Below are 24,055 nucleotides of genomic sequence, written 5' to 3'. Positions count from 1 at the left end.
TTTTCGCTGTGATGGATAACGAAGCTGTCCGGTAATAGACCAAAAATTGAGACGCGGCCGCCCCGTCGGCCGGAAAACATCTAATGTGCCCTCTCAGATTGCAATCCCGACGAGGTGAAGCAGGACCAGAACCAGGGCGCCCGGCAGCCCGGCGAGGGCGCAGATGAGGATCGTCACCAGGTTGATCTGGATGTCGGGAGCGCCGAACCAGCTGAGGACGTCGAAGTAATTCAGAGCCCATAGCGTGATGAGCCCGGCGACGGCGTTGATGACGAGCGTCATGGCCTTCTTCATGAGGTAGTAGAGCGTCGCGGCTATCGCGACCGCGAGAAGGATGGCAAGGATCTCTTCCATCATCTATTTACCAATGATCTGCTGGTTATTTAATCGTATTGATGGAATCGTCAGCCGTCCGACGCGTCTTGAGTCATTTCCGAGCCCCTCGAGTTCCCGGAGCATCTCGAAGACATTCCCGGAGAGCATCGCCGTCCGGATGGGCTCGACCGTCTCCCCGCCCTCCATCCAGAAGGGGTTCGAGATCTCGACCGAGAAGTCGCCGGAGAACGGGTTCGCGGTATGGGCGCCCACGACGTCGTGGATCCAGACCGCCCGCTCGTCGCCGGGCTCTTTCACCCGCGGGCCGTCGATGAAGAGGTTGTGCACGCCGATCCCGGGGCCTTCGCCCCCGGAACGAACGGCGCTCCCCGTGCTCCCCTCGCCGTAGCGGTAGCCGGTCTTGAGATCGTAGGCGAATTGCCGGAGCACCCCCTGCTCCACGAAGACCAGGCGGCGGGTCGGAACCCCCTCCGCATCGAAGGCCGTGCTCCCGAGGCCGGGAGCAAACGGATCGTCGTAGACGGAGAGGTGCTCGTCGAAGACCTGTTCCCCGACTTTGTCCGCAAGGAACGACCGGCCGGCCTTCACGTTCCGGCCGGAGAGGGCCGGGAGGAGAACCTGCCCGAGGAGGCTTGCCGCCGCAACCGGAGAGAGGACGACGTCGTAGCAGCCGGTCTTTATATCGCAGCCCCCGAGAGATCGGGCGGCAAGCGAGGCGGCCCTCTCACCGACCGACCGGGCGTCGATATCGGCAAGGAACGGGGAGGCGTCGAACTCGTAGCCCGTAGACTGCTCCCTGATCGTCTCGAGGGAGACCGCCGCCACCGTCCGGTCCATACCGTAGAAGGCGCCGCTCGAGTTCGCGACCGCAAGATACGACCGGGCCAGATCCGCACCTCCGCCGACGACCTCCACCGGGTGCTCCGCCGCGCCGGCAAGGAGGTCGCCGACCATCCTCGCCGCACCCTCCACCGCGACGACGAGATCCCCGTCGGCCGCGGAAGGAGTGCCCGCGAGATCGGCCGGTTTCGGGAACCCGCCCCACTGTTGCGGGGTGGCGAGACGACCGCTCGCGAGCGCCGCGTCCAGGCATTCCTTCCACCGGTCGGGATCGCTTGTGGCCGAGGATCCTATCCGCCCGTCCTTGACCGTCCGGATGGCCATACTCCAGGCCTCCGACTCCTCGGCGTTCCCGAGGATCCCCTTCTTGATCTCGGTGCCGATGCTCAGCCCCCGGGCGTAGAAGACCTCGACCTCGTCCGCCCGGCGTTCGCCCTCCCGGAGAATCTTCTCGATCAGGTCTTCGCCGTTCATTCGCCGCGCCCCCCGATGGTTGCGTTCTCGAGCAGCAGATGAGGCGCACCGTCGCTGACCGGGACGCTCTGCCCGCCTTTGCCGCAGTATCCGGGGCTCATCTTCCGGTCGTTTCCAACCAGGACGATGTTATGGAGCGTCGAGAGGATCTCACCCGAGAGCGAGACGTCCCGAACCATACCGGCCTTCTCGCCGCCCTCGATGAGGTAGCCGTACTCCGCGTTGAACTGGAAGACGCCGCGGCCGGGATCGACCTGCCCGCCCCGCGACCCGATGAGGAGGATACCGTCCCGGCACTCCTCGAGGATCTCGTCGTAGGTCGCGTCGCCGTTCTCGATGAAGGTGTTGCTCATCCGGACGATCGGCGGCGCCCCGTGCTCCGACCGGGCGTGGCCCGCGATCCCGTTCCCGACCGCCGCGAGGGTCTCGCGGTTGTGGAGGTAAGAGGAGAGGATGCCGTCGCGGACGATCTCTGTGCGCTCTACCGCGACGCCCTCGGCGTCCACGGGGATGAAACCGAACTCGGGGAGGGAGGGATCGTCGACGATGACGAGACCCGGACAGCCGATGCGCTCGCCGATCTTCCCCCCGAGAACCGATGCGCCTTCGCGGACGAGGTCGCCCTCGCTCGCGTGGCCGACCGCCTCATGGGTGAAGACGCCCGCAAGCTCCGGGTCGAGCACCGCCCGTTTCGTCCCGCCCTTCGGGATCTTCGCGTCGAGGAGCGAGACCGCGACCTCGCCCGCCTTCCGGCCGAACTCCTGCTTGTTCCGGAGGTTGAACCCGGTGGCGATGTGATCGCGTTCGCTCCCCATCTGCATCACGCCGCCCCGGGAGGCGATGGCAACGACCGAGAACCCGGACCGGACGGTCTCGTAGGAGTACTCGTTCCCGCTCGAATCCAGGAACCTGACCGCGTCGATCCCCTCGGTGTAGCGCGCCCGGGTGTTTCCTACGCCGGAGACGCGTGCCGCCTCCTCGATCCCGGCAAGCAGCCGGGTCTTCTCTTCGAGATCGACATCCCGGGGGTCTTCCTTGAGGGGGAGGGCCGGGAGCACGCCGCGCGGCGCGTCGGCAAGGTCGAGGTGATCCTCCGTGACGGCCGCAAGGCGCGATGCCGCCTCGACGAGACTTTCAACCTCGCGTTTCGAATCGATATCGACGTGATCGCGGGTGAGGATGCCCCAACCTTTCGATCCAAGCACCCGGATCACGGCTTTGTCGAAGAATGAAGTGCCCGCGGACTCGACCACCCCGTTGTCGATATCGACCAGGGTGATCTCGCCGCGTACGCACCGGATATCATAGTAGCGTACTTCAGCCATAGGCTATCAGACCACGGTACGCCCGACGTTCGGGTCGAAGAGAGCGGTCGGGTTGACCGCCAGTTTCCGGAGCTTCGAGAGGAACCCGTCCCGGTTCTCGGGGACGAGCGCATTCTGGAGAACCTCTTCGATGTGGTCGACCGGCACCACCTCGACCATCGCGCGGTAACGATCCTCGATGAGGACGTCGTCGAGGTTCGACCGCGGGATGATCACCTTCTTGATACCTGCTTTTGCCGCCGCCTCGATCTTGTAGGTGACCCCGCCGATGGGGAGAACGTCGCCCCTGACCGAGAGCGAACCCGTCATCGCGACGTCCTGGCGCACCGGGATGTTCTCGATGGCGCTGATCACCGCCGTCGCCACGGTCACGGAGGCGGAGTCACCCTCGACACCGCCGTAGGTGCCGATGAACTGGACGTGGATGTCCATGTTCCGGATGTCCTTGCCCGTGAACTTCTTGATGAGGGCACTGACGTTCGTGATCGATTCCTTGGCGATATCTTTCAGCATGCCGGTCGCGATGACCGTACCGTTCGCCCCCTGGCTCGGGGTCACCTCGGCCATGACGGGAAGCACCGAACCGGAGTCGCTCCCCATCACCGCAAGCCCGTTCACCCGGCCCACCCGGGTGCCCTCGATGACGGTGATGTCGTAGTCGCGGCTCCGCCGGATGTACTCGTCGGAGATCTGGTCCTCGATCGAGCGGGAGGCCGATTTCGCGGCGAGAACGTGCTTTGCCGTGGTGAACTCCGCACCTTCCTGCCGGGCGAGGTCTCCCGCCACGCGGATGAGCCCGCCCATGTCACGGAGTTTCAGGGTCAGGTGACCCTTCCGGTTCGAGCGGCGCCGGGCTTCACGGAGCACCTCGAGCATGGCGGCCCGGTCGAAGTGGGGGATCTTCCCGTCGTTCTTGACCTCCTGCGCGATGAACCGGAGGAACTTCTTCCGGTTCTCCGCGGTGTCCTCCATCGTCTCGCGCATGTAGACCTCGTAGCCGTAGCCCCGGATACGCGACCGGAGCGCGGGATGCATCCCCTGAATGGCGTCGATGTTGCCCGCCGCGATCATCACGAACCGGCAGGGAACCGGCTCCGTCCTGACCATCGCGCCGCTCGAACGCTCGCTCTGACCGGTGATCGGGAAGGTGCCCTCCTGGAGCGCGGTCAGCAGGTTCTGCTGGGAGTGGGGAGTGAGGGTGTTGATCTCATCGATGAAGAGTACGCCCCCGTGCGCCCGGTGGATCGCCCCTCCCTCGACCCGGTCGTGGGACGGGGTCTCAAGCCCGCCGCTCTGGAAGGGGTCGTGCCGGACGTCGCCGAGCAGAGCACCCGCGTGCGAACCGGTGGCATCGATAAAGGGCGCCGTGGTGTTCGTGTCGTGGGATATCAGGAGCTTCGGCACCATCGCCTCCTCGCGGGGCATCGAATACTTCAGCGCCATGAAGACGAACGCGGCGGCGATGATGCCCATCAGCCACTGGTAGGTGATGATCGCGTAGCCGATGATACCGATGATGAGGAGCATGATGAGGGTGCTCCGCATCTGGATCTTCTTTCGCGCCTCCACCTTGTGGGCGTTGACGATCTGCTTGCCGCGGCCGGCAGGGACTGTCCTGATGATGGGATTATTGTTGTCCTCGGGATTCGGATAGACCATAATGTCCTGCAGTTCCTCTTTCGGGAGGAGCTCGGCCATAGCCTTCGCCAGCATCGATTTGCCGGTTCCGGGGGTGCCGATCATCATCACGTGCCTGCGCTGGACCGCGGCCTTCCGGATCACCTCAACGGCGTGCTCCTGGCCGATGACCTGGTCGATGAGATTCGGAGGTACGTCGATATCCGACGATGCGCTCAGCTCAAGGCCGGAAAAGACGTCCGTCTCCTCCAGTTCATCGTTCGTGAGCTCGATATTGGGAATTTCTGTTGTTAGCGTCGAATCCATCGTCGAGTTTACCTCTTTGCTGCACTGGTACTTATATAATTTATTCATCCTCGTTCAAATAGTTTCTAGCAAAGGTGTTCAATGAGAATAATCAGCACGGAACGGTCACAGGTTCTCGCAGCCCGCGTTGCCGAAAAACTGGGGGCCTCACTGGTCGAGACGAAATTCACCCGGTTCCCCGACGGGGAACTATATCTTAAGTGCAGAGAACTGGACGACGAGACCCTGATCGTCAGCAGCATCGTGGACAACGATATGTTCATGCAGACCCTTCTCGCGATCGATGCCGCCGACCAATCGAGGAACACGCTGGTGATTCCGTATCTCGGCTACTCCCGGCAGGACAAACGCTTCTCCCCCGGCGAACCGATCAGTGCCCGGGCGGTCGCACGAGCCCTCTCGGCCGGCGTCGAACGGGTCTACGTCGTCAACATCCACGATCCGGGCGTGCTCGACCACTTCGGCGTCCCGGCAAAGAACGTCACCATCGCCCCGGCCGTCGGCGGCTACGTCGGCGACCTGCACCTGAAAAACCCCCTGATCCTCGCTCCGGACGAGGGCGCGATCGACTTTGCGACCGACGTCGCGGCGGTCGGCGGGTGGGACTGCGACCACCTCGAAAAGACCCGGCTCTCGGGTGAGGAGGTCAGGATCGCCCCGAAGACCATCGATGCGGCCGGCCGGGACGCCGTGATCGTGGACGATATCATATCCACCGGCGGGACCCTCGCGACCGCCGCCTGCATGCTCCGGGAGCAGGGCGCAGCGTCCATCCACGCGGCCTGCGTCCACGGGGTGCTCACGAGCGGCGCCTACACCCGCCTGCGGGCGGCGGGAGTCTCTTCGGTCGTCTCCAGCGACACCTACGAGAACGCCTCAAGCTTCATATCGGCGGCAAGCGCTATCGTCACCGCGATCAGGGAAGATGCTCACCGTTGACGGATCACACCTCGAGGGGGGCGGGCAGATCCTACGCCTGGCGGTCGCTCTATCGGCGATCTCCGCCGAACCGGTCACCGTGACGAGGATCCGGGAGAACCGGAAGAACCCCGGGCTTGCCCCCCAGCACATCGCCGCAGTCCGGGCAGTCGCCGGGGCCTGCAACGCAGAGTGCACCGGCCTCTTTCCGGGAAGCCGGGAGATCTCGTTTGCTCCCGATCGGATCCGGAGGACGGATCTTGAGATCGATCCCGGCACCGCCGGGAGCATACCCCTCATCGTCCAGGCGTGGCTTCCGGTCGCCTTTGCCGCCGGCGGGAGCATCACGGTCTTTGGCGGCACCGAGGTGCCGTGGAGTCCGACCATCGACTATCTGGAGCAGGTCTTCGCGCCGGTGCTCCGCCGCGCCGGCGCCTCGATCGAGATTACAGTGCTCGAAAGGGGGTATTATCCCCGCGGAGGAGGGCGGGTGCATGTCCGGGTGGAGCCGTCCCGCCCGGCCCCGATCGCGATTCCGGAAGGGAAGGAGAGAGACTGCGGGATCGTCTCCTGTTCGGGAGGTCTTCCCGCACACGTCGCGGAGCGCCAGGCGGCGGCCGCGCGCGAACACCTGAACCGGGAACTCAATCTTCCCTGCACCGCCGCCCTCGACCCCCGCAAGGGCGGGATGAGCGTCGGGAGTTCGATCACGGCATGGAGCGGTGCGAAAGGTGCCGTTGCGCTCGGGAGGCGGGGGCTTCCCGCCGAAGAGGTGGGCCGGACGGCGGCACGGGCCCTCGCCGAAGAGTGCCGGAACCCCGGCACGGTCGACGTCCACCTCGCCGACCAGCTCCTCGTCTACCTCGCCCTCTACGGGGGCGAGTACAGCACCCATACCCTCTCGATGCACGCAAAGACCGCAAGTTCTCTCCTCTCCGAGTTCGGGTACGCCATCCGGTGCGAGAAGAACGACACCGTGAGGTTCTGTGCATGACGCTTGTCCTCGATGCCTCGGTCTTTTTTGCGGAGATCCCCCTCGAGGGGCCGATCGCGACCACCTCGTCGGTCGTCGCGGAGCTCGCCGACACCCACGCGAAATGCCGGTTCGAGGTGCTCATGGCAGCGGGGCTCGCCGTCCGGGAGCCGCGCGGGGAAGATCTGGCACGGGTGGACGCGGCCGCACTCCGGACGGGAGATAGCGGGGTGCTCTCCGGAACCGACCGGGAGATCCTTGCGCTCGCGCTGGAACTCTCGGCCGTCCTGGTCACCGACGACTTCGCCGTCCAGAACGTCGCCCACCGTCTCGGCATCGAGACACAAAGTATCAGGCAACGGCCCGCCCGGCCGATCCGGTGGCGCTACCGGTGCAGTGGGTGCGGCCGGTACTGGAAGGAACCGGGAGACTGCCCGATCTGCGGCGCATCAATCAAAAGAAAACTTAAATAATCACCCGGAGATCTTTTCTCCATGTCCGCGCTCGAAGAGCTGATAACGAAGGCAAAAGCCCTCCAGGCTGAGGGGCACACCCCCGGCCAGATCTCCGACGAGCTGGGTCTCTCGATGGAGACGGTCACCTGGCTGCTCACCCAGCAGAAGGGCATGGAAGCCCCGAAAGACGTCCATATCGACTGGGCGGCGGTAGGGAGCCACGGCATGCTCTTAAACGACATGGCGATGATGATGCTCAAACGCTTCCTCTACCTGGCGGAAGGAAGCGTCGCACGTGCCGTCGACGACCTTCCCGATACGGTCGTCGGCATCGCGCCGTCGGGCGCACCGCTCGCCACCCTCATCGCCGCGGAGGAGGGGCTGAAACTCGCGGTCTACCTCCCGGCGAAGCACAGCCGGAGCGAGACGCCTACCGGGTCGCTATCGGGCACCTTCTCCACGATCACCGGACAGCGGTGCATCATCGTCGACGACGTCGTTACGACCGGGACAACGCTCTCCGAGACGATAGCGTTCCTCCGGCAGCACGGGGCCACGCCGATGGCGGTCTGGTCGCTCTTCGACAAGCGGGGCGTCCGGGAGGTCGACGGGGTTCCGGTTCACTCGCTCTTCGTGATCTCGAGGCTCGGGTGAACGACCCGGCACTTCTTTTTCGGTACGCCCAAAACGTGCTCCGGCGAGAGCGGCGAAACGGACGGCACTCCGTGCGGGGTATCAAGGCGCGTAGCAATGGCTGACGGCGATGCATCCCCGCCGTTCTGCCCGGACGTCCGGAGAAGGCCGATCCCCATCGACTGATTTATATAGAACCTCTGAACAAACCTAACGAGCAAAGGAGGATTATACAATGCTTGCTGGACAGCCCATCATTATTTTGCGGGACAATGTTGAGCGCACTCGTGGATTCGAGGCGCAGCGCTCGAATATCATGGCTGCAAAGGCAATTGCGGCCGCCGTTAGGACGACGCTCGGTCCCAGGGGAATGGACAAGATGCTGGTCAGCTCCAGCGGTGACGTGGTGATCACGAACGATGGGGCAACCATCCTGCACGAGATGTCCGTGCAGCACCCCGGCGGTAAGCTGGTCGTTGAGGTTGCGGAGACCCAGGACGACGAGGTCGGCGACGGCACCACGACCGCGACCGTGATCGTCGGATCCCTCATGGAAGAGGCGGAGGCGCTGCTCGCACAGGAGGTGCACCCCACCATCATCGCGAACGGCTACCGGCTCGGCATGGAGAAGGCTCTTTCGATCCTCGAGGAACTGGCCGTCGCCATCAGTGCCGACGACCGGGATAACCTCATCAAACTCGCCGGAACCGCCATGACCGGAAAGTCCATCGAAGCGATCAAAGACCAGATATCCAGCATCGTGGTGGACGCGGTGCGGCAGGTCGCGACCGAGACCGAACAGGGCATCTACACCGTGGACGAGGACGACATCAAGATCAAGAAGCAGGTCGGCGACTCGATGGACGACGCCGAGCTGATCCGGGGTGTCGTCATCGACAAGAAGCGCGTCTTCGAGCAGATGCCTGATGCGGTCACGGACGCTAAAGTCGCTCTCCTCGCCCAGCCGCTCGAGATCACGAAGACCCAGGTGAAGTCGAAGATCAAGATCACCTCCTCCGACCAGATGAAGGCGTTCTCCGAGCAGGAGCGCGAGTCCCTCCGGAAACTCGCCGACCAGATCGTTGCCGCCGGCGCGAATGTCGTCCTCTGCCAGAAGGGGATCGCCGATGCCGTGCAATACTACCTGGCCAAGCACGGCGTCTACGCCGTAGAAGACGTGAAAGAGGCCGACATGAAGTTCGCCGCAAGAGCACTCTGCGGCAGTATCGTCAACAAGCCCGAGGAACTCACCGAGGAGACGCTCGGCCACGCCGAGGCAGCCGAGGAGATCCCCGACACCGACCTGACGGTCATCTCCGGATGCGAAAACCCGAAGGCCGTCACGATCCTCCTGCGGGGCACCTCCCAGCTCCTGCTTGACGAACTCGAGCGGGCGGTCTACGACGCAGCCCGGGTCATCCAGGATGCCATCGAGGACGGCAAGTTCGTCGTCGGCGGCGGATCGGTCGAGACCGAACTGCAACTCCGCATCCGCGAGTACGCCGCAACCGTCGGTGGCCGGGCCCAGCTCGCCATCGAAGCGTTTGCGAACGCATTCGAGGTCATCCCGAGGACGCTCGCGGAGAACTCCGGGTTCGACACCATCGACAAGGTCGTCGCTCTCCGGAAGGCCCACGCCGACGGCGCGAAGTACGCCGGGCTCAACGTCTACACCGGCGAGATCGTCGACATGTTCGAGGCCGGGGTCATCGAACCGCAGCGGGTAAAGACCCAGGCGATCAAGAGCGCGACCGAGACGGCCATGCTCCTTGTCCGCGTCGACGATATGATGATCACCCAGACCGGAAGACCGGCCGCACAATAAGTCACCCGCGTGAAGAGGCCAGGAAGATCCCGGCTTCTTCCTCCGTTATTTCTTCGTCCTGCGGGACGCTCCGTCCGCGGCGGAATATCAGCGCCGTATCCGGGTTGAGCCCGAAGGAGTGGAGGGCGGTCTCATACGTGTCGCCCGGCTGCCCGCGGTAGACCAGCACACGACCGTCCGGGATAAGGGTGAACCGACAGAGCATATCTCGATACTATTATAGTCGTAGAGCCTAAATACTCTAGGCTGATTCTGTGCCGAGGTAGTCTAGTCCGGGAAGGCGGTGGCCTCGAAAGCCACTGGTGTTCGGCACCTCGGGAGTTCAAATCTCCCCCTCGGCGTCCATTTTGAGAGTTCAGGTTCCGGTAGAACGTCGCCTCGTCCGACCAAACCGGATCGGCATCATCAATCTCAGAGGGATCCTTCTCACGATGATCGCGGCCTGGAGATCAGCCGGTTTGCCTCCACGCCTGCCATCGTACCGGTCATGGCTGCCCGATATGCAGCAGCATGCCTTTTGCATCTTCTGCAACACCGTCCCACTATGAGCCGGGCCGCACCGGCAGAGACCTCTTCTCCGCGGCTGTCGCCTGCAGGACCGGTACCGTTGCGGGCGCGGAAGATTTCCAAAAAAAGATATCTATTGACCCGATCCAATAGTTGACATGCGCACCCCCGCCCGGGGATTCCGCACCATGGAGATCTCCTGTGTACCGCTGCTTTGACGAACTCAACGATGCCGTCGCCATCCTTGGCCGGGACAATACCGTTGTGCGGCTGAACCGATCGTTTCAGGAGACGTTCGGGATCGGCGATGATGCTGCCCGCGGCATGGAGATAGACGACCTCATCGCCCGCCACCTTGCACCACTCTCCGAGGAGAGCGGCTCTGCCGGGAGGATAATCGAAGCGCTCCGGAACCGGGAGGAGGTGGCGCACGAGACCTGTCGGATGCGAACCTCCACCGGCGAGGTGCGCCGCTTCTCGTTCTCGTGCCGGGCGATCTCCGGCGAGTCCTGCGCCGGGGAGAGGCTTGCACGGTTCCGGGAGATCACTTTTGGATGCAGTCAGGAGAGGGCACGGGTCGGGGTCGAGACGGTCTTTGCCACCGTCGGAGAACTGGTGCCCTACGGCCTCTGGGTATGCGGGCCGGACGGCAACGTACTCTATCTCTCCGCCTCGTTCCTCGAACTGCTGGGGAGGACGATGGAAGAATGCCGGGATAAGGGATGGCTGGAATGCATCCGGCTCGAGGACGCGGCAGCGGCACGTGCGGACTGGAGACGGTGCCTCGATGCCGGGTGCCGGTGGAACCGCGAACTCAGGCTTCTGGGCGTCGACGGGGAGCAGCACACCATCCTCTCCCGGGGGGCTCCTGTCCGGGACGGGAGCGGCAGCATCGTCTTCTGGGCAGGGATCAACCTCGATATCACCGCGAGAGAAGAGGCCGAACGGCTCACTGCCGTCCGGGCGGCGCAGCAGGGGGCCATCGCAGATCTCGGCCGACTCGCTCTTGCAGGGGCGGAGCCTCCCGAGCTGATGGACGCCGTTGTCCGGGTGGTGGCGGAGCGCCTGGGGGTCGAGTACGCCAAAGTGCTCCGCTACCTGCCCGATGAGGATCTCTTCATCCTCGAGGCGGCGGTGGGGTTCAGCGGGGTCCGGATCGGTACCGAGAGAGTGAACGGGGGAACCGATTCCCAGGCGGGATACACCCTTCTCTCCCACGAACCGGTGATCGTCGAAGACTTCGACGCCGAGACCCGGTTCCGGGGCCCGGCCCTCCTGCGGAGGGAGGAGATCATGAGCGGCATCAGCGTCATCATCCAGGGTGACGAGGCGCCGTACGGGGTGCTCGGCGCCCATACCCGGACCCTGCGCAGGTTCACCCGGGACGACATCAACTTCGTTCAGGCGGCCGCGAACGTCCTGGCACAGGGGATCAAGCGAAAGGCAGCCGAAGAGGCGCTCGGCAAAAGCGAGGAGAAGTTCCGCGAGATAGCGCAACGGAGTTTCGACATGATCTACACCTGCTATCATGACCGGGGGATCACCTACATCTCTCCGGCCGTGACCCGGATCCTCGGCTTCACCCCCGCCGAACTCATCGGCTGCAAGTGCCGTGACTACGTCACTCCCGTATCGCTCGCCGCATGGGAGGAGGGGCAGAAGAAGATGGCGAGAGGCGAATCGATCGAGGGGCTCGAGGTCGAGTTCCGCCGGAAAAACGGGACAACAGCCTTCGTCGAGTTGAACGAATCCCCGATCGTGGAGGACGGGAAGGTGGTCGGCGTCCAGGCGGTGGGAAGGGACGTCACCGAACGGAAACAGAGCGAGCAACTTAACCGGCAGGCGTTCGAGCAGATCGGGCGCAACATCGAGCAGTTCGCCGTCCTCGGCGATCACATACGCCAGCCCCTGCAGGTGATCCTCGGCATGGCCGACCTGGCCGACGATACGAAGACATCGACGGTCATCCACGACCAGGTCGAGCGGATCAACGAGTACATCAGGCAGCTGGATCGGGGATGGGTGGAGTCGCGCGAAGTTCGTGCGTTCCTCAGGCGGCACGACCGGGAGTGATCTCCGGCCGGACTCCCGCGATCCGTGCGGAGAGACTACCCATAGCGCCGGGTGAGCTGCTTCTCCGTGACCGAGTTTATCCCGATGCCGCAATTCTGTATCGCACCATGCTCGGAAAAGACCGAACGGATCTCCCCAAGAATCCGCTCAGCCAGTATCCGTGCGTCGCGCTCCTGATCGGTATCCATCTCGATGAACCCGGTCAGTTCTATATGGAACTTTTTCATGCCCCTGCCCACCCCCATCTCCTGGCGGCACCTACTTCCGGCATCCTAATGTGCCTCTCCGATACTGTGGAGAACCGCCTGCATGACATCGTCCACGTGCCTCCATGTGGAGTTATCCGCACCCATTCCCGGACGCCGGACGATGAAAGGGCGCCCTTCGTCACCGGCTTTGCGCATATCGGGGTCCAGAGGGATATTGCCGAGGTACGGCACGTCGAGATCCCCTGCGGCCTTCTTCCCCCCACCCTGTCCGAAGAGGTCGATCTCCTTGCCGCAGTGGGGGCAGACCATCCCACTCATGTTCTCGACTATCCCGAGAACCTTGATACCCATCTTCTCGACGAATTTTACGGCCTTTGTCGAGTCGAGTACGGCAACCTCCTGCGGCGTCGTAACAATAACGGCACCGGCAACGTTCGGGGCAAGCTGGATGATCGATAACGCCTCGTCTCCCGTGCCCGGTGGCAGATCCACCACGAGGTAGTCCAGGTCTCCCCAGTCAACATCCGTGAGGAACTGTTTGATGACCTGCATCTTCATGGGGCCGCGCCAGATGACGGGAGTGCTCTTATCCGGCAGGAGAAACGCCATCGAGACGACGCCGAGTGCCGGCACCACGTATACCGGTTCGATCCTCGTGCCGTTCGTCGACGTGAGTTTGGTCTCCTCGATGCCCAGCATCTTGGGGATGTTGGGGCCGTGGATATCGAGATCGAGAAGGCCCGTCTGGTAGCCGTGGTTCGCAAGCGCCATTGCAAGGTTCGCGGCTACCGTGCTCTTCCCGACGCCCCCCTTTCCGCTCAGCACCAGGATGACGTGCTTGACGCTCACGGAAACCTTTTCAAACGGGTTTTTCTGCTGCTGTCCAGCATCCTTCGTTGTATTGTCTGTTTCTGCCATAACGTACCCTCAACACCTCATCCTGGTGGGCGGAATCGTCCGTCCACCGGTCACGAAGTGATTGTGAGCCCACACGAGTGTTCTTCCCGAACAGGATCATGCAACACGGCTCGCACAATAATGTTAACAACGTTAACAGAAAGTGGTATTGATACTTACATGTTCGGCCCCTCTCAGGGATACACGGCGATCCACGGCGCTCACCGGATCTGCCCCCCTGAACGGTTCTCCGGCGGAAAAGGGCGGAGATCGGTTCGAGACCCATCTTGCCGGGAACCCCACGTTAAAGAGAGGGTATTGACACAGGGTAGATCGAGGGATCTGCGATGGCATTTGATCTATCGAAATGCGACTTTTCCCGCTGCAGGGGAGAATGTCTCGTCCGCTGCCCGTACGTATCCTATGGAGAGGACGATGCAAAGACCGCCATGAAATCCCTGATAGAGGGTGAACGCCACCCGATCCTGAAGGAGTGCATCACCTGTGCGGCATGCAATGACTTCTGCCCCACGGGCGCCGACCCGTGGGATCTCATTGCACAGCGGCAGGAGGAGACGGGCGTTCTCGGCATTCCTGCAGACGCAAAGCCGTCGAGCGACTGGCTGACGAAGCCGGCGACGGTCATCAGGAGGGGAAGACCGGGCGGCCCGCTGATCTCGGCCGGTGGGATTTACGAGGTGGTGCCCCAGGCGGAGTTCCTCACGGGACAGGTCTTTGAGGAGGCAACCATCATCGGGGGCGGGCCGTACGCGTGCGGGTTTACCGAGACCCACCTCGGCCGGGCGTCCCGGCCGCTGAAGAACCTCCCGCAGTTCATCGAGAACCTCGCGAAAGCGGCCGAAGAGTTCGGGGTCGACGAGATCGTCTTCACCCACGACGCCTGCTACAACGTGGCGACGACCATCGCGACGCAGCAGGGGATCGAGGTGCCGTTCCGGCCGGTCCATATCCTCGAGCACATCAGGAACTGGCTGCGCGACCACCCCGACCGGATCAGGAATCCGCTCGGGATCAGCGTCGCGGTGCAGGGCGGCTGCACGACGCGCTACGCGCCGAGAGGCGGGGACCGCGAGGTCTGGTCGGACTGGCTCGCCGATATCTTCGGGATGATCGGTGTAGAGTCCGTCGAGGAGAAGCGGACGTACACGGGAGATGACCGGCTCTGCTGCGGGTGCGGAATCTTCCACACCCAGCACGAGCGAGCGGTCGATATCCAGCGTAAAAACATCGGCGATGCCGCCGAAGCCGGCGCCGAAGAACTCGTCTTCATCTGCCCGGCCTGCATCTCCGTGATGCGGGCGACCTGCCGGAAGATGGAGATCGAACCGATTTACATCACCCAGCTCGTGAAACAGGCGCTGGGCGAGGAACTCGGCCCTGCCGGAACCGCCGCGTTCGGGTATCCGGTGAAGTAGCCAGACGAGGTGAGAAGAATGGTGAAGTTTACGAAGGAGATGAGAGAAGCCCTGCGGGTTCCCGGCAAGGGAGGGAGCCTGATCTACCTCTGCACGTCGAGCAGGGACGGCAACCCGAACATCGCCGCGATGCGGTTCGTCGCCACCCACATGGACGACAAGATCCTGATCGCCGATATGTTCCTCTTGAAGACGAAGGCGAACATCAAGGAGAACCCCGAGGTCGCGGTCACGATCTGCCACCCGCTCGACGAGGGGCGGTGGTGGGTCTTCAAAGGTAAGGCCGTGGACATGGAGTACGGGTTCCCGCGCGATTTCGACTGGTACGGCGCGAACGCGACGGATATCCTGAACGAGTGGGGGAACTGGAACAAGGCCGAGCCGCCGGATGAGGTGCCGCCGGACATCGTCTTCCCGAAAGCCGTCCAGCGCGGGGTCGTGGTCGTGCACGTCGAGGAGGCCTACTCCATCGAGCCGGGGCACGTGGGAGAGAAGGTTCTAACGGGGTGATCGAGATGACGGTAAACCTTACAGAGCGAATGAAGGCCTGGATCGAGGCGATGGGCTGCCACCTCTGCGTCGCGACGCCGGAGGGCGTGCCGTTCGTGGTGCTGGGCCGCTACGCAAAGGCGACGGCCAACGATGAGGTGGCGTTCGCGCTTGCACAGGACGAAGCGAATCTGATCGCACCCGTGCTGTCGGAGAACCCCAGAGTGGCGTTCGGCGTCTCGCGCCAGGGGGGTATTCGTGCTGCGTATCAGTTCAAGGGAACCGGGGAACTCCTCCGGTCGGGGGAGGCCTTCGACACGGTCGCAGCACAGGCAAACGCGGAGAAAGGGATTGACGCGGCAGCGGTGCTTCTCGTCCGCCTGACCGAACTCTACTGCACGAAGCCCGGCTACGAGGCCGGGCAGAGGCTCGACGGCATGCCGCCGGAGGAACTCGACGCCTGGGAGCGGCAGCGCTGGAAGGACGTGCCGAGAAAGAGGGACTGAGGTCTGATGAGCAGCGACGAAAAAAAGATGCCTAAACAGTTCCCCTGGATCATCCCCTTCTCGTGCGAGGGGTGCGGCGACTGCGTCGAGGCCTGCCCGACCGGCTCGATCGAGCTCGTGGATCTGGGAAGAAAGATCGACAAGGCCTGGATAACGTGCCCGGAGACCTGCGTCGGCTGCGGGAAGTGCGCCGATGCCTGCGTCGTCGGCGCCGTGCAGATGACTTCCTACGTCGAGAAGGCGCTCGAGCGCTACCGCGAGAAGACGACGCCGGAGTGAGCCGGGGTCAGGCTCTCTTTTTTATGTTCCATGAATGGTGTCGCGCTATCGATGGAAGCAAGGGCATCCTGAAACACACACCTATGAGAGTGTGTTGGGCCACAGCACCGACCAGTACGCTGGACCGTGGTGGATATCGCCACGGGGGTGGGGCTGACGGGGAGGGGGCGAGCCCCCTCCCCTGTCTCTGCCTCGTGTCTTCAGCGTTCAGAACCAATTTCTACAGATAACTATACGCCTGTAACCCCCACTCGAAGACCTTTGGTCTTCTAAAGCTCCGGACGTCCAGTCCGTCGCACCCCGCCCCGGGGGGCGGGGGCAGTGCGTGGCGATACCCGGGAATATCGGCTGATAGGGTTATGTGAGTAGAACGGAGTCGCCTGAAATACTTTCTGAAGAAAGTAGAGGAGTTCAACAGAGCCCTTGAACCCAGACTCATACCTGATTCTGCAGAACCCCGAACGACTCAAGCAGCACATCAGGGTTCAGGCCCCCGAAATGGTGGACTTCGCCGGTCTCCGAATCGTTCACCGTGACCTCCGCCGGCGAGAAGGCAAGCAGCGAGTCAATTTTGAGGAAGTCGTAGCCGGCATCCTTGAGCACCCGGCCAAACGGCCTCCCATAGTCGGGGGAGGTCCGGGAGGGGAGGGTCGAAAAGACAGAATCGTAGCCCTCCGCGACGAGGGAGACCGAGCCGTAGTAGATGTTGCAGTCGTTGGTCGCCCCCATCGCCTCGATGTCGGTCCGCTTTACGGGCGCGATCGGCGATCGGCCCGCCGCGTGGCTGATGCGGAGGACGTCGTATCTTTTCTCCTCGAGTTTGTGGAGGGTCGCCGTGACGACCCGCCCGGAGATCTGCACCGAACCGACCAGGCTCCGGGTCGGGGCGACGAGGACGTAGAGGTTTTCCGGATCGATGCCGCACTTCTCCGCGATGAAGCCCGTGACCTCCTCATCGGGCAGGGTGTCTGCTTCGAGCGCGAGGATGCCGATCTCAGAGGTATCGCGGTAGCCGAGCATTTTGTAGGTATTTTTCGGCTTTAAGGAGAGCGCCCGCGCCGGACCGGAGGCCATCGCGGAGTAGTTCCCGGCCTTGAGCACCCATCCCGCCTTCTGCGACCCCAGGCACGCGAGAGCAGGACGGCTCACGGTGAGGTGCAGGAACGGGACCGGCACGTCGCCGACCCGGCCCATGGTTATCGCCGCCGTCGCGAGCCCCGCAAGGCAGATCTCCACGAAGAGGGTGCCCGCCCGGTAACTCCCGGGGACGTGCACGCCGCAGTCGATGCACGTCGCACCGTCCTCCAGCTCTGCAACCGCCACCCCGAGTTCGTCCCGGCGGCCGATCATCTCTCTCACGGCGGGCATCGCCGTGCGGTTTACGCTGAGCATCGTCCTCACCTCTCTCAGCGGTAGGGTGCAGATCGCTTTAGCAGTTCCCCTCCGGGCATGCAATCCGGCCCGACGCGCACCCGGCAACGACCGGCTTTATGCAATTTCCCGGAGAACAACTAAGGTACCTATGCCGGACAGCACGAACAACAGTTCATCGGCACGCTTCATGAACGGCACCATCCCCGCCGGCCTCCTTGCCGCCGTGCGATCAGGGCGGCCGCTGGTGCATCATATCACGAACAGCGTCACGATCAACGACTGCGCGAACATAACGATCTCTGCCGGGGCCGCCCCGGTGATGGCCGAGGCGCCCGAGGAGGTCGCCGAGATGGTCGCCGCCGCCGGCGCCCTCGTCCTGAACATCGGGACACTCTCCGCCACGCAGGTCGAGGCCATGCTGATTGCCGGGCGCCGGGCAAACGACCTCGGCATCCCGGTCGTCCTCGACCCGGTCGGCGTTGGGGCGACCCGGTTCCGCACCGAGACCGCCCAAAGACTCCTCGATGCCCTCGATGTCGCCGTCCTGAAGGGTAACGCCGGGGAGATCGGCGTCCTTGCCGGGACGGGCGGGAACGTCCGGGGCGTGGACTCCGGCGGAGTCACGGGGGATCCCGTCGAGACGGCGCGGGCGTGCGCCCGCTCGACCGGAACCGTCGTATCGATGACGGGGGCGGTCGACGTCGTGACCGACGGCAGCAGGGTCTACCTCGTCAAAAACGGCAACCCCGCGATGGACCGGCTCTCGGGGACGGGGTGCATGGCCTCCTCGGTCACCGCGGCGTTCGTCGCGGTCGCGGACGATTACGCGGTCGCGTCGGCCGCGGCGCTCGCGGCCTTCGGCCTTGCCGGGGAGCGGGCGGCCTGTGGGGCACGCGGCCCGTACTCGTTCCGGACGGGGCTCTTCGACGAACTTGCCGGGCTCGTCACTGACGACCTTACCCGGGGAGCACTGATCGAGGAGCACTGATGGGATACGACCTCTATGTAGTCACCGACGAGACGATCGGCCGCGGGCGCTCCCATGTGGAACTTGCCCGCCTCGCCGTCGCGGGGGGAGCGGACGTGATCCAGCTCCGCGACAAGACTCTCCCGGGACGGGCGCTCTTCGATGCGGCCGTTGCCGTCCGCGAGATCACCCTTGATGCCGGCGCGCTCTTCATCATGAACGACCGCATGGACGTCGCCCTCGCAGCCGGTGCCGACGGCGTCCACCTCGGCGAGGGCGATCTGCCCCTCAGGCATGCACGGCGGCTCGCCCCGCCGGGGTTCATCATCGGGGCATCGGTCGGGTCGGTCGATGCGGCTCTCCGGGCCGCCGCGGCGGGTGCCGACTACGTGGCGCTCAGCCCGACGTTTGCGACCGGGTCGAAGGACGACGCAGGCCCGGGGCACGGGCTTATGACGCTCTCGGGGATCAAGGCCGTGGTATCCCTCCCGCTCGTCGCGATCGGGGGAATCACCGCGGCAAACGTCTCCGACGTCATCGCCGCGGGGGCGGACGGCATCGCGGTGATCTCGGCGGTCGTCGCCCGGGACGACGTCACCGCCGCCGCCAGGGATCTCCGTGCCCGGATCGTCGCCGCGAAAACGGAAGGCCGTTAATCCGCCGGGCAGGTCGCCGGGGAAGCAGGCGTCCGCTGGTGGAAGGCCGCCCGCCACCGGCCGTCGCTCCGTGTATACACGGTCGATACAAAGATCGTCTGCCCACCGAAGGAGACGGTATACGCGAGGGCGGCACCCTCCTCCCCGAGGGGCACGACTTTCGGATCCGTGATGACATACGCCGGCAGTTCATTGGGGTTCTCCATGAGGTCCCGGATGATCCCATCCCGGTCCAGGATGCCCCGGGGGCTGACGACGAGGGCTTCCGGAGCGAGGTACTCCCGGTAGAATTCCACGTCCCGGGTGTCGGCCGCCTTCCAGGCCCGCTCCTCGATATCCAGCAGAGTAGATAACAGGTCTTCCATAAGGAGCGTCTGGACGCACGAGTCGATAATAATCGTTTCCCCGGGTCCTATCCACCCTGAGAACAGCAAGGTTAAACAGGGATGTTGTCAAGTAAAACATTTTAAATCAACTCAAAAGTAAAAGAAATCACTTTAATATCAGTGTAGCGGGTACTGAATGGTATCCATGTCAAAAAATGCCATAGCACTGGTCACGCTCGCCCTTCTCCTCTTCGTAGCGGGATGCACCACCGTCACCGGGGATAACACCGCCGCCGGCGACGACGCCACACTGCTCGTCTACTCCGGCGCCGGCCTCAAGAAGCCGATGATCGAGATCGGGGAGGTATTTGCCGACAAATACGGCATCGACGTCGAGTACACCTTCGCCGGCTCGGGTACGCTCATCACTCAGATGGAACTCTCCCGGAAAGGCGACGCCTTCGTGCCCGGCGGAACGCCCGACTACCGGATCGCCCGGGAGAAAGGACTGGTCGGAGAGCCCGGCTACGCCGCCTACCACGTCCCGGTGATCGCCGTCGCGAAAGGAAACCCGAAGAACATCACCTCGGTCGACGACTTCGCCCGGCCCGGGCTGAAGATCGCGCTCGGCGGCGCGAACACCACCGCGATCGGCAGGGCCGGCGACAAACTCTTCGAGAAGCACGGCATCCTCGACGCCGTCGAAGCAAACGTCGTCCTCCGGGCGCCGACGATCAACGAGGTGGTCGTGGCGATGAACATGGGCACCGCCGACGCCGCGCTCCTCACGCTCGACCTGATAAACCCCGAGACGATGGACAGGATCGATCTGGCGCAGGAAGACGGGCTCACCCTCATCATTCCGATAGGGGCGACCGCCTTCACGGAGCAGCCTGACGCCGCCCGGAAGTTCGTCGAGTTCGTCACCTCCGACGAGGGGAAGGCGATCTTTGCCAAACACGGGTTCCCCGTCTACCCCGATCCGGCATACGCGGGGGTAGAGCCATGAACGGCACGGAGTACCCCTGCAGGGCAATCGGAATCGTCCGGACGCCCTTCACCGACCCGGCCGCCACCCCCATCCAGGCGGCCTTCGCCACCGTTCGCGGGACGGTGGAGGTCTACCCCGAATTCCGGGACGGTCTAGCGGCACTCACGGGATTCTCCCATCTCATCCTCATCTACCGGTTCCACCGGGCCGCCGGTGAAGAAATCGCCGAACGACCGCTCATCGACGGCGCCAAGGCGCACGGCATCTTCGCCACCCGGCACTTCAACCGCCCGAACATGCTCGGGATATCGGTCGTCAGGCTTGCCGGGATCGACGGCGCCACGCTTGCCGTCGAGGGCATCGACCTCCTGGACGGGACACCGATCCTCGATATCAAACCCTACATCCCGGCGTTCGACTGCATCCCGGGTGCGGCCTCCGGGTGGGTGACGCCGCAGCACGTCGAGCAGATCAAGAAACAGAGCGCATCCTTCAGGGTAGATTGACCGTGTTTCCGAGCCGGGCAGCCCTCCCCCGCCTCACCCCGTTCAAGGCGATCTTTCTTGCCGTCTCATTCGCCCTGATCGCCTACATGCTCGTCGTCATCGCCGGCCTCGTGGTCTACCCGCCGCTTCCGGCTCTCATCGAGAGCCTGCTCTCACCCGAGATCCTCTTTGCCGTCGAACTCTCGCTCGTCACCTCGGCGGTCTCCACCGCCTTCTGCGTCGTCGCCGCCGTACCGGTCGCCTACTCCCTCGCCCGGCTCTCGTTTCCCGGCAGAGGGGTGGCGAACACGATCTTCAACATCCCGCTCGCCCTCCCGCCGCTCGTTGCGGGCGTGGCGCTGCTCATCTTCTACGGCCCCTCGACATTCGGGAAGATGCTCTCGGAGTGGGGGCTCGACGTCATCTACACCCCGCTCGGGATCATCGTCGCCCAGTTCTTCGTCAACCTGCCCTACATGGTCAGGGTCGCCCGGTCGGCCTTCGAGACGATCAACCCCCGCTACGAACACGTCGCCCGGACGCTCGGGTGCACCGAGTGGGGAGCGTTCCACCAGATCACCCTTCCTCTCGCAAAGAGCGGTCTCATCGCGGGCCTGGTCATCACCTGGTCGAAGTCCATCGGCGAGTTCGGCGCCGTCCTGATGCTTGCGGGAGCCACCCGGATGAAGACCGAGACCCTGCCCATCGCGCTCTTCCTGAACATGTCGACGGGGGATCTCGACCTTGCCGTCGCCGCATCCGTCATCCTGATCGTCATATCGGTCATCTCGCTCGCGGTCTTCGAACGCTACACCGGCGGACGGGGGGTGTTCTAGGTGCTCAGGATCGCCGGGCTCGCCAAACGCCTCGGGGACTTCGCTCTCGACGGCGTGGACCTGACCGTCGCCGACGGCGAATACTTCGTCGTCCTCGGGCCGACCGGCGCGGGAAAGACCATCCTCCTCGAGACCCTGGCGGGGATATACGCCCCGGACGCCGGGACGATCGATCTGGACGGCCGTGATATCACCCACACCGACCCAAAAGACCGGGGGATAGGCATGGTCTACCAGGACTACATGCTCTTCCCCCACCTCACCGTCGGGGAGAACATCGGGTTCGGCCTCAAGCAGGGGAAGGCCGATCCCGCCCGCATCAGGGAGAGCGTGCAGGAGACCGCGGCCCTTCTCGGGATCGGCCACCTCCTGGAACGGACGACAGGGACGCTCTCCGGCGGGGAGCAGCAGCGGGCGGCGATCGCCCGGGCGCTCGTCCTCCGGCCCCGCGTCCTGCTCCTCGACGAACCGCTCTCGGCGCTCGACACCGTCACCCGGGAACGGCTCCGGAGGGAACTGAAGGCGATCCACCGGGCGACCGGCACGACGGTCATCCACATCACCCACCACTTCGAGGACATATTCGCCCTTGCCGACCGGGTGGCGGTGATGCAGGATGGGAGGATCGTCCAGGCGGGCACCCCGGACGAGGTCTTCCGGCGACCCGCCACCGAGTTCGTCGCCGCCTTCACCGGCATGGAGAACGTCTACTGCGGGGTATCCCGCGTCCGGAACGGGGAAGCGGCGATCGACCTCGGGGAGATCGTCGTCCGGACGGTCACCGCGATCGAGGGCGACGTCTGCGTCGGCATCCGGCCGGAGGAGGTGATCCTCTCCCGCCGGCCGTTCGAGTCGAGCGCCGCAAACACCTTTCCGGGCACGGTTGCTGAGATTCGTCAGAACGGCATGTTTTCGCGGGTCGTCGTGGATACGGGACTGCTTTTCGTCGCCGTCCTGACCCGGCAGAGCGTCGCCCGCCTGGGCCTCGTCGAGGGCGAGCCGGCCAGTGTCACCTTCAAGGCCTCCGCGGTCCACGTCTTCAAGCGGTAGTATTTATCCGGTCCCCCGGCGCAGGGGCGAGCCGATGGATGCCGACGATATCCGGGAAGAACTCGTCTTTGCCGCCCGGGAGGCCGCCCTCGCCGAGCAGTTCGGAATACCCGCCGATGCGCTCGTTCCCCTTCTCTTCTCGCTCCGTTACGGGGGCGACTGGAGTTACGCAGCGGAGGGGCTCACCGCGATATCGGCCGTGACGAAGACCACGGTCTACGATGATGAACAGTTGATCGGCTACTCCCTCGAAGAGATCTACCTCTTCATCGACCCGGTACTCCTGCACCGGGAGGGAACCGTCTACCGGCTGGAGAAGTGCGGCAGTACTCCCGCGCGGCTGCTTGTCGCACGGCCGTACCGGGTACGGCTTGCTGCCCGCCGCGTGATCAAAATGACCGTCCACCCACTCGAGAAGACGATCCGGACCGAAGACCTCGATGCCGCGGAGATGGAATTCTCGGGCTCCGCCGCCTACGGGATCGACCACGAGATGGAGCACCTCGCCGGGCGCGAGATCCGCGGGGAGGGGCTCCGGACCTTCCGGTTCGGGTGAGGAAGTTTGTGCGGCCGGGAGAATAGAACGCCATATAACGCTCTCGTACGACCACACCCCTAAAAGAGAAGATGTGTTATGGGGAGGCCGGCCCCGAACCGCCCCTTACGCCTTCCGAAACAGGTTCTTCTCCGCACCGCACCGGGAGCATGCCCAGTTCTCGGGCAGGTCTCCAAACTCTGTGCGGCCCTCGATCCCCTGGCCGGGCTCGCCGGCCCTGGGATTGTAGACATAGCCGCAGAGTCCGCACCGGTATGAATCCATCATCTCCTTCACCTCACCGCCCCGACCGGCCGCAACGTCGATGGGGGCACGGCACCCATGTAGCCCCGTGGGGATAAGTACTCCGATCAGGAGATCGGGGGATGAAGTTCCTGCCGGCAGGGCCGTCATGGACGAATAACTCTTCGAGGCGGGAGATTCGCGGAGGGGGACACGGGAGGTTCCGGTTCAGGCAACAAAGAGAGAGCAATGCGCCAACCGGCGCACATCGCCAGAAGAGAAGACCGGAATCCGGTCAAGAACGGCTCTCCCTTACACCTTCTTAAACCGGCTCTTCGGCGCACCGCACCGGGGGCATCTCCAGGTCTCGGGCAGATCCTCAAACGCCGTTCCGGCCTTGACGCCATGATCGAAATCGCCGACAGCAGGACTGTAAACGTAGCCGCACAGCGTGCAGCGGTATGAATCCATTG

General features: G+C 64.0%; 28 protein-coding genes and 1 tRNA gene. 18 read left to right on the top strand and 11 right to left on the bottom strand.

Translation table 11 applies throughout. The features are described 5' to 3' along the window. Positions 1–93: 93 nt before the first annotated feature. Genes MCUHO_RS10725 through lonB form a run of 4 tightly spaced genes read right to left on the bottom strand, consistent with a single transcriptional unit; the run spans position 94 to position 4,919 of the window. Complete coding sequence (locus MCUHO_RS10725) at positions 94–357, bottom strand: pro-sigmaK processing inhibitor BofA family protein (RefSeq protein ID WP_067078141.1); 264 nt, start codon at positions 355–357, stop codon at positions 94–96. Next, positions 358–1,650, bottom strand: coding sequence for a TldD/PmbA family protein (locus MCUHO_RS10720; RefSeq protein ID WP_067078138.1), 1,293 nt, complete (start codon positions 1,648–1,650; stop codon positions 358–360). Beyond that, on the bottom strand, positions 1,647–2,975 hold the full coding sequence (locus tag MCUHO_RS10715; protein WP_067078135.1) for a TldD/PmbA family protein: 1,329 nt from the start codon (positions 2,973–2,975) through the stop codon (positions 1,647–1,649). Before MCUHO_RS10715 ends, MCUHO_RS10720 begins: the two co-directional genes overlap by 4 nt. 6 nt (positions 2,976–2,981) lie before the next feature. Further along, entirely contained in the window at positions 2,982–4,919 is a 1,938-nt protein-coding gene (gene lonB, locus MCUHO_RS10710) for an ATP-dependent protease LonB (RefSeq protein ID WP_067078132.1), read from the bottom strand. A gap of 81 nt (positions 4,920–5,000) precedes the next feature. Between lonB and MCUHO_RS10705 the strand changes: the two genes are divergently transcribed. From MCUHO_RS10705 to thsA, 5 genes are all read left to right on the top strand, one after another. Next, positions 5,001–5,858 (top strand): ribose-phosphate diphosphokinase, encoded by an 858-nt coding sequence (locus MCUHO_RS10705; protein WP_067078121.1) that lies wholly within the window; start codon positions 5,001–5,003, stop codon positions 5,856–5,858. Beyond that, entirely contained in the window at positions 5,845–6,831 is a 987-nt protein-coding gene (gene rtcA, locus MCUHO_RS10700; RefSeq protein ID WP_067078117.1) for an RNA 3'-terminal phosphate cyclase, read from the top strand. Before MCUHO_RS10705 ends, rtcA begins: the two co-directional genes overlap by 14 nt. Next, the gene (locus MCUHO_RS10695) at positions 6,828–7,283 is read left to right on the top strand and encodes an NOB1 family endonuclease (RefSeq protein WP_067078113.1); all 456 of its coding nucleotides are present in this window, start codon (positions 6,828–6,830) and stop codon (positions 7,281–7,283) included. Before rtcA ends, MCUHO_RS10695 begins: the two co-directional genes overlap by 4 nt. A 21-nt stretch (positions 7,284–7,304) precedes the next feature. After that, complete coding sequence (locus MCUHO_RS10690) at positions 7,305–7,919, top strand: orotate phosphoribosyltransferase-like protein (protein WP_067078108.1); 615 nt, start codon at positions 7,305–7,307, stop codon at positions 7,917–7,919. Positions 7,920–8,133: 214 nt separating this feature from the next. Then, positions 8,134–9,723 carry a thermosome subunit alpha gene (gene thsA / locus MCUHO_RS10685; RefSeq protein ID WP_067078103.1) on the top strand — a complete coding sequence of 530 codons (1,590 nt, stop codon included), beginning with the start codon at positions 8,134–8,136 and terminating at the stop codon, positions 9,721–9,723. A 1-nt stretch (position 9,724) separates the two neighbouring features. On the opposite strand, the gene MCUHO_RS10680 is transcribed toward thsA, so the two are convergent. Next, positions 9,725–9,928 (bottom strand): thiamine S protein, encoded by a 204-nt coding sequence (locus tag MCUHO_RS10680; RefSeq protein ID WP_067078099.1) that lies wholly within the window; start codon positions 9,926–9,928, stop codon positions 9,725–9,727. 51 nt (positions 9,929–9,979) lie between these two features. Between MCUHO_RS10680 and MCUHO_RS10675 the strand changes: the two genes are divergently transcribed. After that, positions 9,980–10,064, top strand: a tRNA-Ser gene (locus MCUHO_RS10675). Between the two features lie 367 nt (positions 10,065–10,431). Further along, on the top strand, positions 10,432–12,303 hold the full coding sequence (locus MCUHO_RS10670) for a PAS domain S-box protein (RefSeq protein ID WP_067078096.1): 1,872 nt from the start codon (positions 10,432–10,434) through the stop codon (positions 12,301–12,303). A gap of 35 nt (positions 12,304–12,338) precedes the next feature. Here MCUHO_RS10670 and MCUHO_RS10665 read toward each other — a convergent pair whose 3' ends face one another. Both MCUHO_RS10665 and MCUHO_RS10660 read right to left on the bottom strand, forming a co-directional pair. After that, the gene (locus MCUHO_RS10665; protein ID WP_067078873.1) at positions 12,339–12,530 is read right to left on the bottom strand and encodes a hypothetical protein; all 192 of its coding nucleotides are present in this window, start codon (positions 12,528–12,530) and stop codon (positions 12,339–12,341) included. Positions 12,531–12,575: 45 nt separating this feature from the next. Continuing rightward, positions 12,576–13,430 (bottom strand): Mrp/NBP35 family ATP-binding protein, encoded by an 855-nt coding sequence (locus MCUHO_RS10660; protein ID WP_067078081.1) that lies wholly within the window; start codon positions 13,428–13,430, stop codon positions 12,576–12,578. A gap of 326 nt (positions 13,431–13,756) precedes the next feature. On the opposite strand from MCUHO_RS10660, the gene MCUHO_RS10655 reads away from it, so the two are divergent. Genes MCUHO_RS10655 through MCUHO_RS10640 form a run of 4 tightly spaced genes read left to right on the top strand, consistent with a single transcriptional unit; the run spans position 13,757 to position 16,119 of the window. Then, positions 13,757–14,845 (top strand): (Fe-S)-binding protein, encoded by a 1,089-nt coding sequence (locus MCUHO_RS10655; RefSeq protein WP_067078078.1) that lies wholly within the window; start codon positions 13,757–13,759, stop codon positions 14,843–14,845. Between the two features lie 18 nt (positions 14,846–14,863). Beyond that, positions 14,864–15,355 carry a pyridoxamine 5'-phosphate oxidase family protein gene (locus MCUHO_RS10650; protein WP_067078075.1) on the top strand — a complete coding sequence of 164 codons (492 nt, stop codon included), beginning with the start codon at positions 14,864–14,866 and terminating at the stop codon, positions 15,353–15,355. A gap of 5 nt (positions 15,356–15,360) precedes the next feature. Beyond that, entirely contained in the window at positions 15,361–15,840 is a 480-nt protein-coding gene (locus MCUHO_RS10645; RefSeq protein WP_067078871.1) for a pyridoxamine 5'-phosphate oxidase family protein, read from the top strand. A 6-nt stretch (positions 15,841–15,846) separates the two neighbouring features. Next, positions 15,847–16,119, top strand: a complete 273-nt coding sequence (locus MCUHO_RS10640) for a 4Fe-4S dicluster domain-containing protein (protein WP_067078072.1) — start codon at positions 15,847–15,849, stop codon at positions 16,117–16,119. A 435-nt stretch (positions 16,120–16,554) separates the two neighbouring features. On the opposite strand, the gene mch is transcribed toward MCUHO_RS10640, so the two are convergent. After that, entirely contained in the window at positions 16,555–17,511 is a 957-nt protein-coding gene (gene mch / locus MCUHO_RS10635) for a methenyltetrahydromethanopterin cyclohydrolase (protein ID WP_067078069.1), read from the bottom strand. Between the two features lie 130 nt (positions 17,512–17,641). Here mch and thiM point away from each other — a divergent pair, with 130 nt between their 5' ends. Together thiM and thiE are read left to right on the top strand one after the other, a co-directional pair. Next, complete coding sequence (gene thiM, locus MCUHO_RS10630) at positions 17,642–18,481, top strand: hydroxyethylthiazole kinase (RefSeq protein WP_084385999.1); 840 nt, start codon at positions 17,642–17,644, stop codon at positions 18,479–18,481. Next, the gene (gene thiE, locus MCUHO_RS10625) at positions 18,481–19,116 is read left to right on the top strand and encodes a thiamine phosphate synthase (protein ID WP_067078066.1); all 636 of its coding nucleotides are present in this window, start codon (positions 18,481–18,483) and stop codon (positions 19,114–19,116) included. Before thiM ends, thiE begins: the two co-directional genes overlap by 1 nt. Here the strand turns inward: thiE and MCUHO_RS10620 are convergent. Continuing rightward, positions 19,113–19,481 (bottom strand): nuclear transport factor 2 family protein, encoded by a 369-nt coding sequence (locus MCUHO_RS10620; protein ID WP_067078062.1) that lies wholly within the window; start codon positions 19,479–19,481, stop codon positions 19,113–19,115. The two genes, thiE and MCUHO_RS10620, sit on opposite strands and share 4 nt — an antisense overlap. A 166-nt stretch (positions 19,482–19,647) precedes the next feature. On the opposite strand from MCUHO_RS10620, the gene MCUHO_RS10615 reads away from it, so the two are divergent. From MCUHO_RS10615 to MCUHO_RS10595, 5 genes are read left to right on the top strand one after another with little or no spacing between them, the layout of a single operon-like run. Continuing rightward, positions 19,648–20,451, top strand: a complete 804-nt coding sequence (locus MCUHO_RS10615) for a molybdate ABC transporter substrate-binding protein (RefSeq protein ID WP_235808246.1) — start codon at positions 19,648–19,650, stop codon at positions 20,449–20,451. Beyond that, entirely contained in the window at positions 20,448–20,939 is a 492-nt protein-coding gene (tsaA, locus tag MCUHO_RS10610; protein WP_067078056.1) for a tRNA (N6-threonylcarbamoyladenosine(37)-N6)-methyltransferase TrmO, read from the top strand. The genes MCUHO_RS10615 and tsaA overlap by 4 nt, the downstream gene beginning before the upstream one ends. Positions 20,940–20,941: 2 nt before the next feature. Continuing rightward, on the top strand, positions 20,942–21,754 hold the full coding sequence (locus tag MCUHO_RS10605) for an ABC transporter permease (RefSeq protein WP_067078053.1): 813 nt from the start codon (positions 20,942–20,944) through the stop codon (positions 21,752–21,754). Further along, on the top strand, positions 21,755–22,804 hold the full coding sequence (locus MCUHO_RS10600; RefSeq protein ID WP_067078050.1) for an ABC transporter ATP-binding protein: 1,050 nt from the start codon (positions 21,755–21,757) through the stop codon (positions 22,802–22,804). 34 nt (positions 22,805–22,838) lie between these two features. Then, positions 22,839–23,360 (top strand): hypothetical protein, encoded by a 522-nt coding sequence (locus tag MCUHO_RS10595; protein WP_067078047.1) that lies wholly within the window; start codon positions 22,839–22,841, stop codon positions 23,358–23,360. A gap of 105 nt (positions 23,361–23,465) precedes the next feature. Here MCUHO_RS10595 and MCUHO_RS10590 read toward each other — a convergent pair whose 3' ends face one another. Further along, positions 23,466–23,627 carry a rubredoxin gene (locus MCUHO_RS10590; RefSeq protein WP_328585635.1) on the bottom strand — a complete coding sequence of 54 codons (162 nt, stop codon included), beginning with the start codon at positions 23,625–23,627 and terminating at the stop codon, positions 23,466–23,468. A gap of 267 nt (positions 23,628–23,894) precedes the next feature. Further along, a complete protein-coding gene (locus MCUHO_RS12445; RefSeq protein ID WP_084385998.1) occupies positions 23,895–24,053 on the bottom strand; it encodes a rubredoxin in 159 nt (52 codons plus the stop codon). Positions 24,054–24,055: the final 2 nt, after the last annotated feature.

Origin of the sequence: Methanoculleus horonobensis, from assembly GCF_001602375.1 — an archaeon.
In the GTDB taxonomy this organism is placed as follows: Archaea; Halobacteriota; Methanomicrobia; order Methanomicrobiales; family Methanoculleaceae; genus Methanoculleus; species Methanoculleus horonobensis.
The sequence above is the reverse complement of the archived record's forward strand: the minus strand, read 5'-3'. Positions and strand labels throughout refer to the sequence as shown.

Excerpts from the sequence above, each read along its gene's own strand:
- MCUHO_RS10680 (WP_067078099.1), bottom strand. The coding sequence starts at position 9,928 with ATGCTCTGTCGGTTCACCCTTATCCCGGACGGTCGTGTGCTGGTCTAC.
- mch (WP_067078069.1), bottom strand. The coding sequence starts at position 17,511 with ATGCTCAGCGTAAACCGCACGGCGATGCCCGCCGTGAGAGAGATGATC.
- MCUHO_RS10615 (WP_235808246.1), top strand. The coding sequence starts at position 19,648 with ATGTCAAAAAATGCCATAGCACTGGTCACGCTCGCCCTTCTCCTCTTC.
- MCUHO_RS10640 (WP_067078072.1), top strand. The coding sequence starts at position 15,847 with ATGAGCAGCGACGAAAAAAAGATGCCTAAACAGTTCCCCTGGATCATC.
- MCUHO_RS10725 (WP_067078141.1), bottom strand. The coding sequence starts at position 357 with ATGATGGAAGAGATCCTTGCCATCCTTCTCGCGGTCGCGATAGCCGCG.
- MCUHO_RS10645 (WP_067078871.1), top strand. The coding sequence starts at position 15,361 with ATGACGGTAAACCTTACAGAGCGAATGAAGGCCTGGATCGAGGCGATG.
- MCUHO_RS10695 (WP_067078113.1), top strand. The coding sequence starts at position 6,828 with ATGACGCTTGTCCTCGATGCCTCGGTCTTTTTTGCGGAGATCCCCCTC.
- MCUHO_RS10590 (WP_328585635.1), bottom strand. The coding sequence starts at position 23,627 with ATGATGGATTCATACCGGTGCGGACTCTGCGGCTATGTCTACAATCCC.
- thiM (WP_084385999.1), top strand. The coding sequence starts at position 17,642 with ATGCCGGACAGCACGAACAACAGTTCATCGGCACGCTTCATGAACGGC.
- MCUHO_RS12445 (WP_084385998.1), bottom strand. The coding sequence starts at position 24,053 with ATGGATTCATACCGCTGCACGCTGTGCGGCTACGTTTACAGTCCTGCT.
- MCUHO_RS10720 (WP_067078138.1), bottom strand. The coding sequence starts at position 1,650 with ATGAACGGCGAAGACCTGATCGAGAAGATTCTCCGGGAGGGCGAACGC.
- tsaA (WP_067078056.1), top strand. The coding sequence starts at position 20,448 with ATGAACGGCACGGAGTACCCCTGCAGGGCAATCGGAATCGTCCGGACG.
- MCUHO_RS10690 (WP_067078108.1), top strand. The coding sequence starts at position 7,305 with ATGTCCGCGCTCGAAGAGCTGATAACGAAGGCAAAAGCCCTCCAGGCT.
- MCUHO_RS10620 (WP_067078062.1), bottom strand. The coding sequence starts at position 19,481 with ATGGAAGACCTGTTATCTACTCTGCTGGATATCGAGGAGCGGGCCTGG.
- MCUHO_RS10705 (WP_067078121.1), top strand. The coding sequence starts at position 5,001 with ATGAGAATAATCAGCACGGAACGGTCACAGGTTCTCGCAGCCCGCGTT.
- MCUHO_RS10665 (WP_067078873.1), bottom strand. The coding sequence starts at position 12,530 with ATGAAAAAGTTCCATATAGAACTGACCGGGTTCATCGAGATGGATACC.
- MCUHO_RS10595 (WP_067078047.1), top strand. The coding sequence starts at position 22,839 with ATGGATGCCGACGATATCCGGGAAGAACTCGTCTTTGCCGCCCGGGAG.
- rtcA (WP_067078117.1), top strand. The coding sequence starts at position 5,845 with ATGCTCACCGTTGACGGATCACACCTCGAGGGGGGCGGGCAGATCCTA.
- MCUHO_RS10650 (WP_067078075.1), top strand. The coding sequence starts at position 14,864 with ATGGTGAAGTTTACGAAGGAGATGAGAGAAGCCCTGCGGGTTCCCGGC.
- thiE (WP_067078066.1), top strand. The coding sequence starts at position 18,481 with ATGGGATACGACCTCTATGTAGTCACCGACGAGACGATCGGCCGCGGG.
- MCUHO_RS10660 (WP_067078081.1), bottom strand. The coding sequence starts at position 13,430 with ATGGCAGAAACAGACAATACAACGAAGGATGCTGGACAGCAGCAGAAA.
- thsA (WP_067078103.1), top strand. The coding sequence starts at position 8,134 with ATGCTTGCTGGACAGCCCATCATTATTTTGCGGGACAATGTTGAGCGC.
- MCUHO_RS10715 (WP_067078135.1), bottom strand. The coding sequence starts at position 2,975 with ATGGCTGAAGTACGCTACTATGATATCCGGTGCGTACGCGGCGAGATC.
- MCUHO_RS10655 (WP_067078078.1), top strand. The coding sequence starts at position 13,757 with ATGGCATTTGATCTATCGAAATGCGACTTTTCCCGCTGCAGGGGAGAA.
- lonB (WP_067078132.1), bottom strand. The coding sequence starts at position 4,919 with ATGGATTCGACGCTAACAACAGAAATTCCCAATATCGAGCTCACGAAC.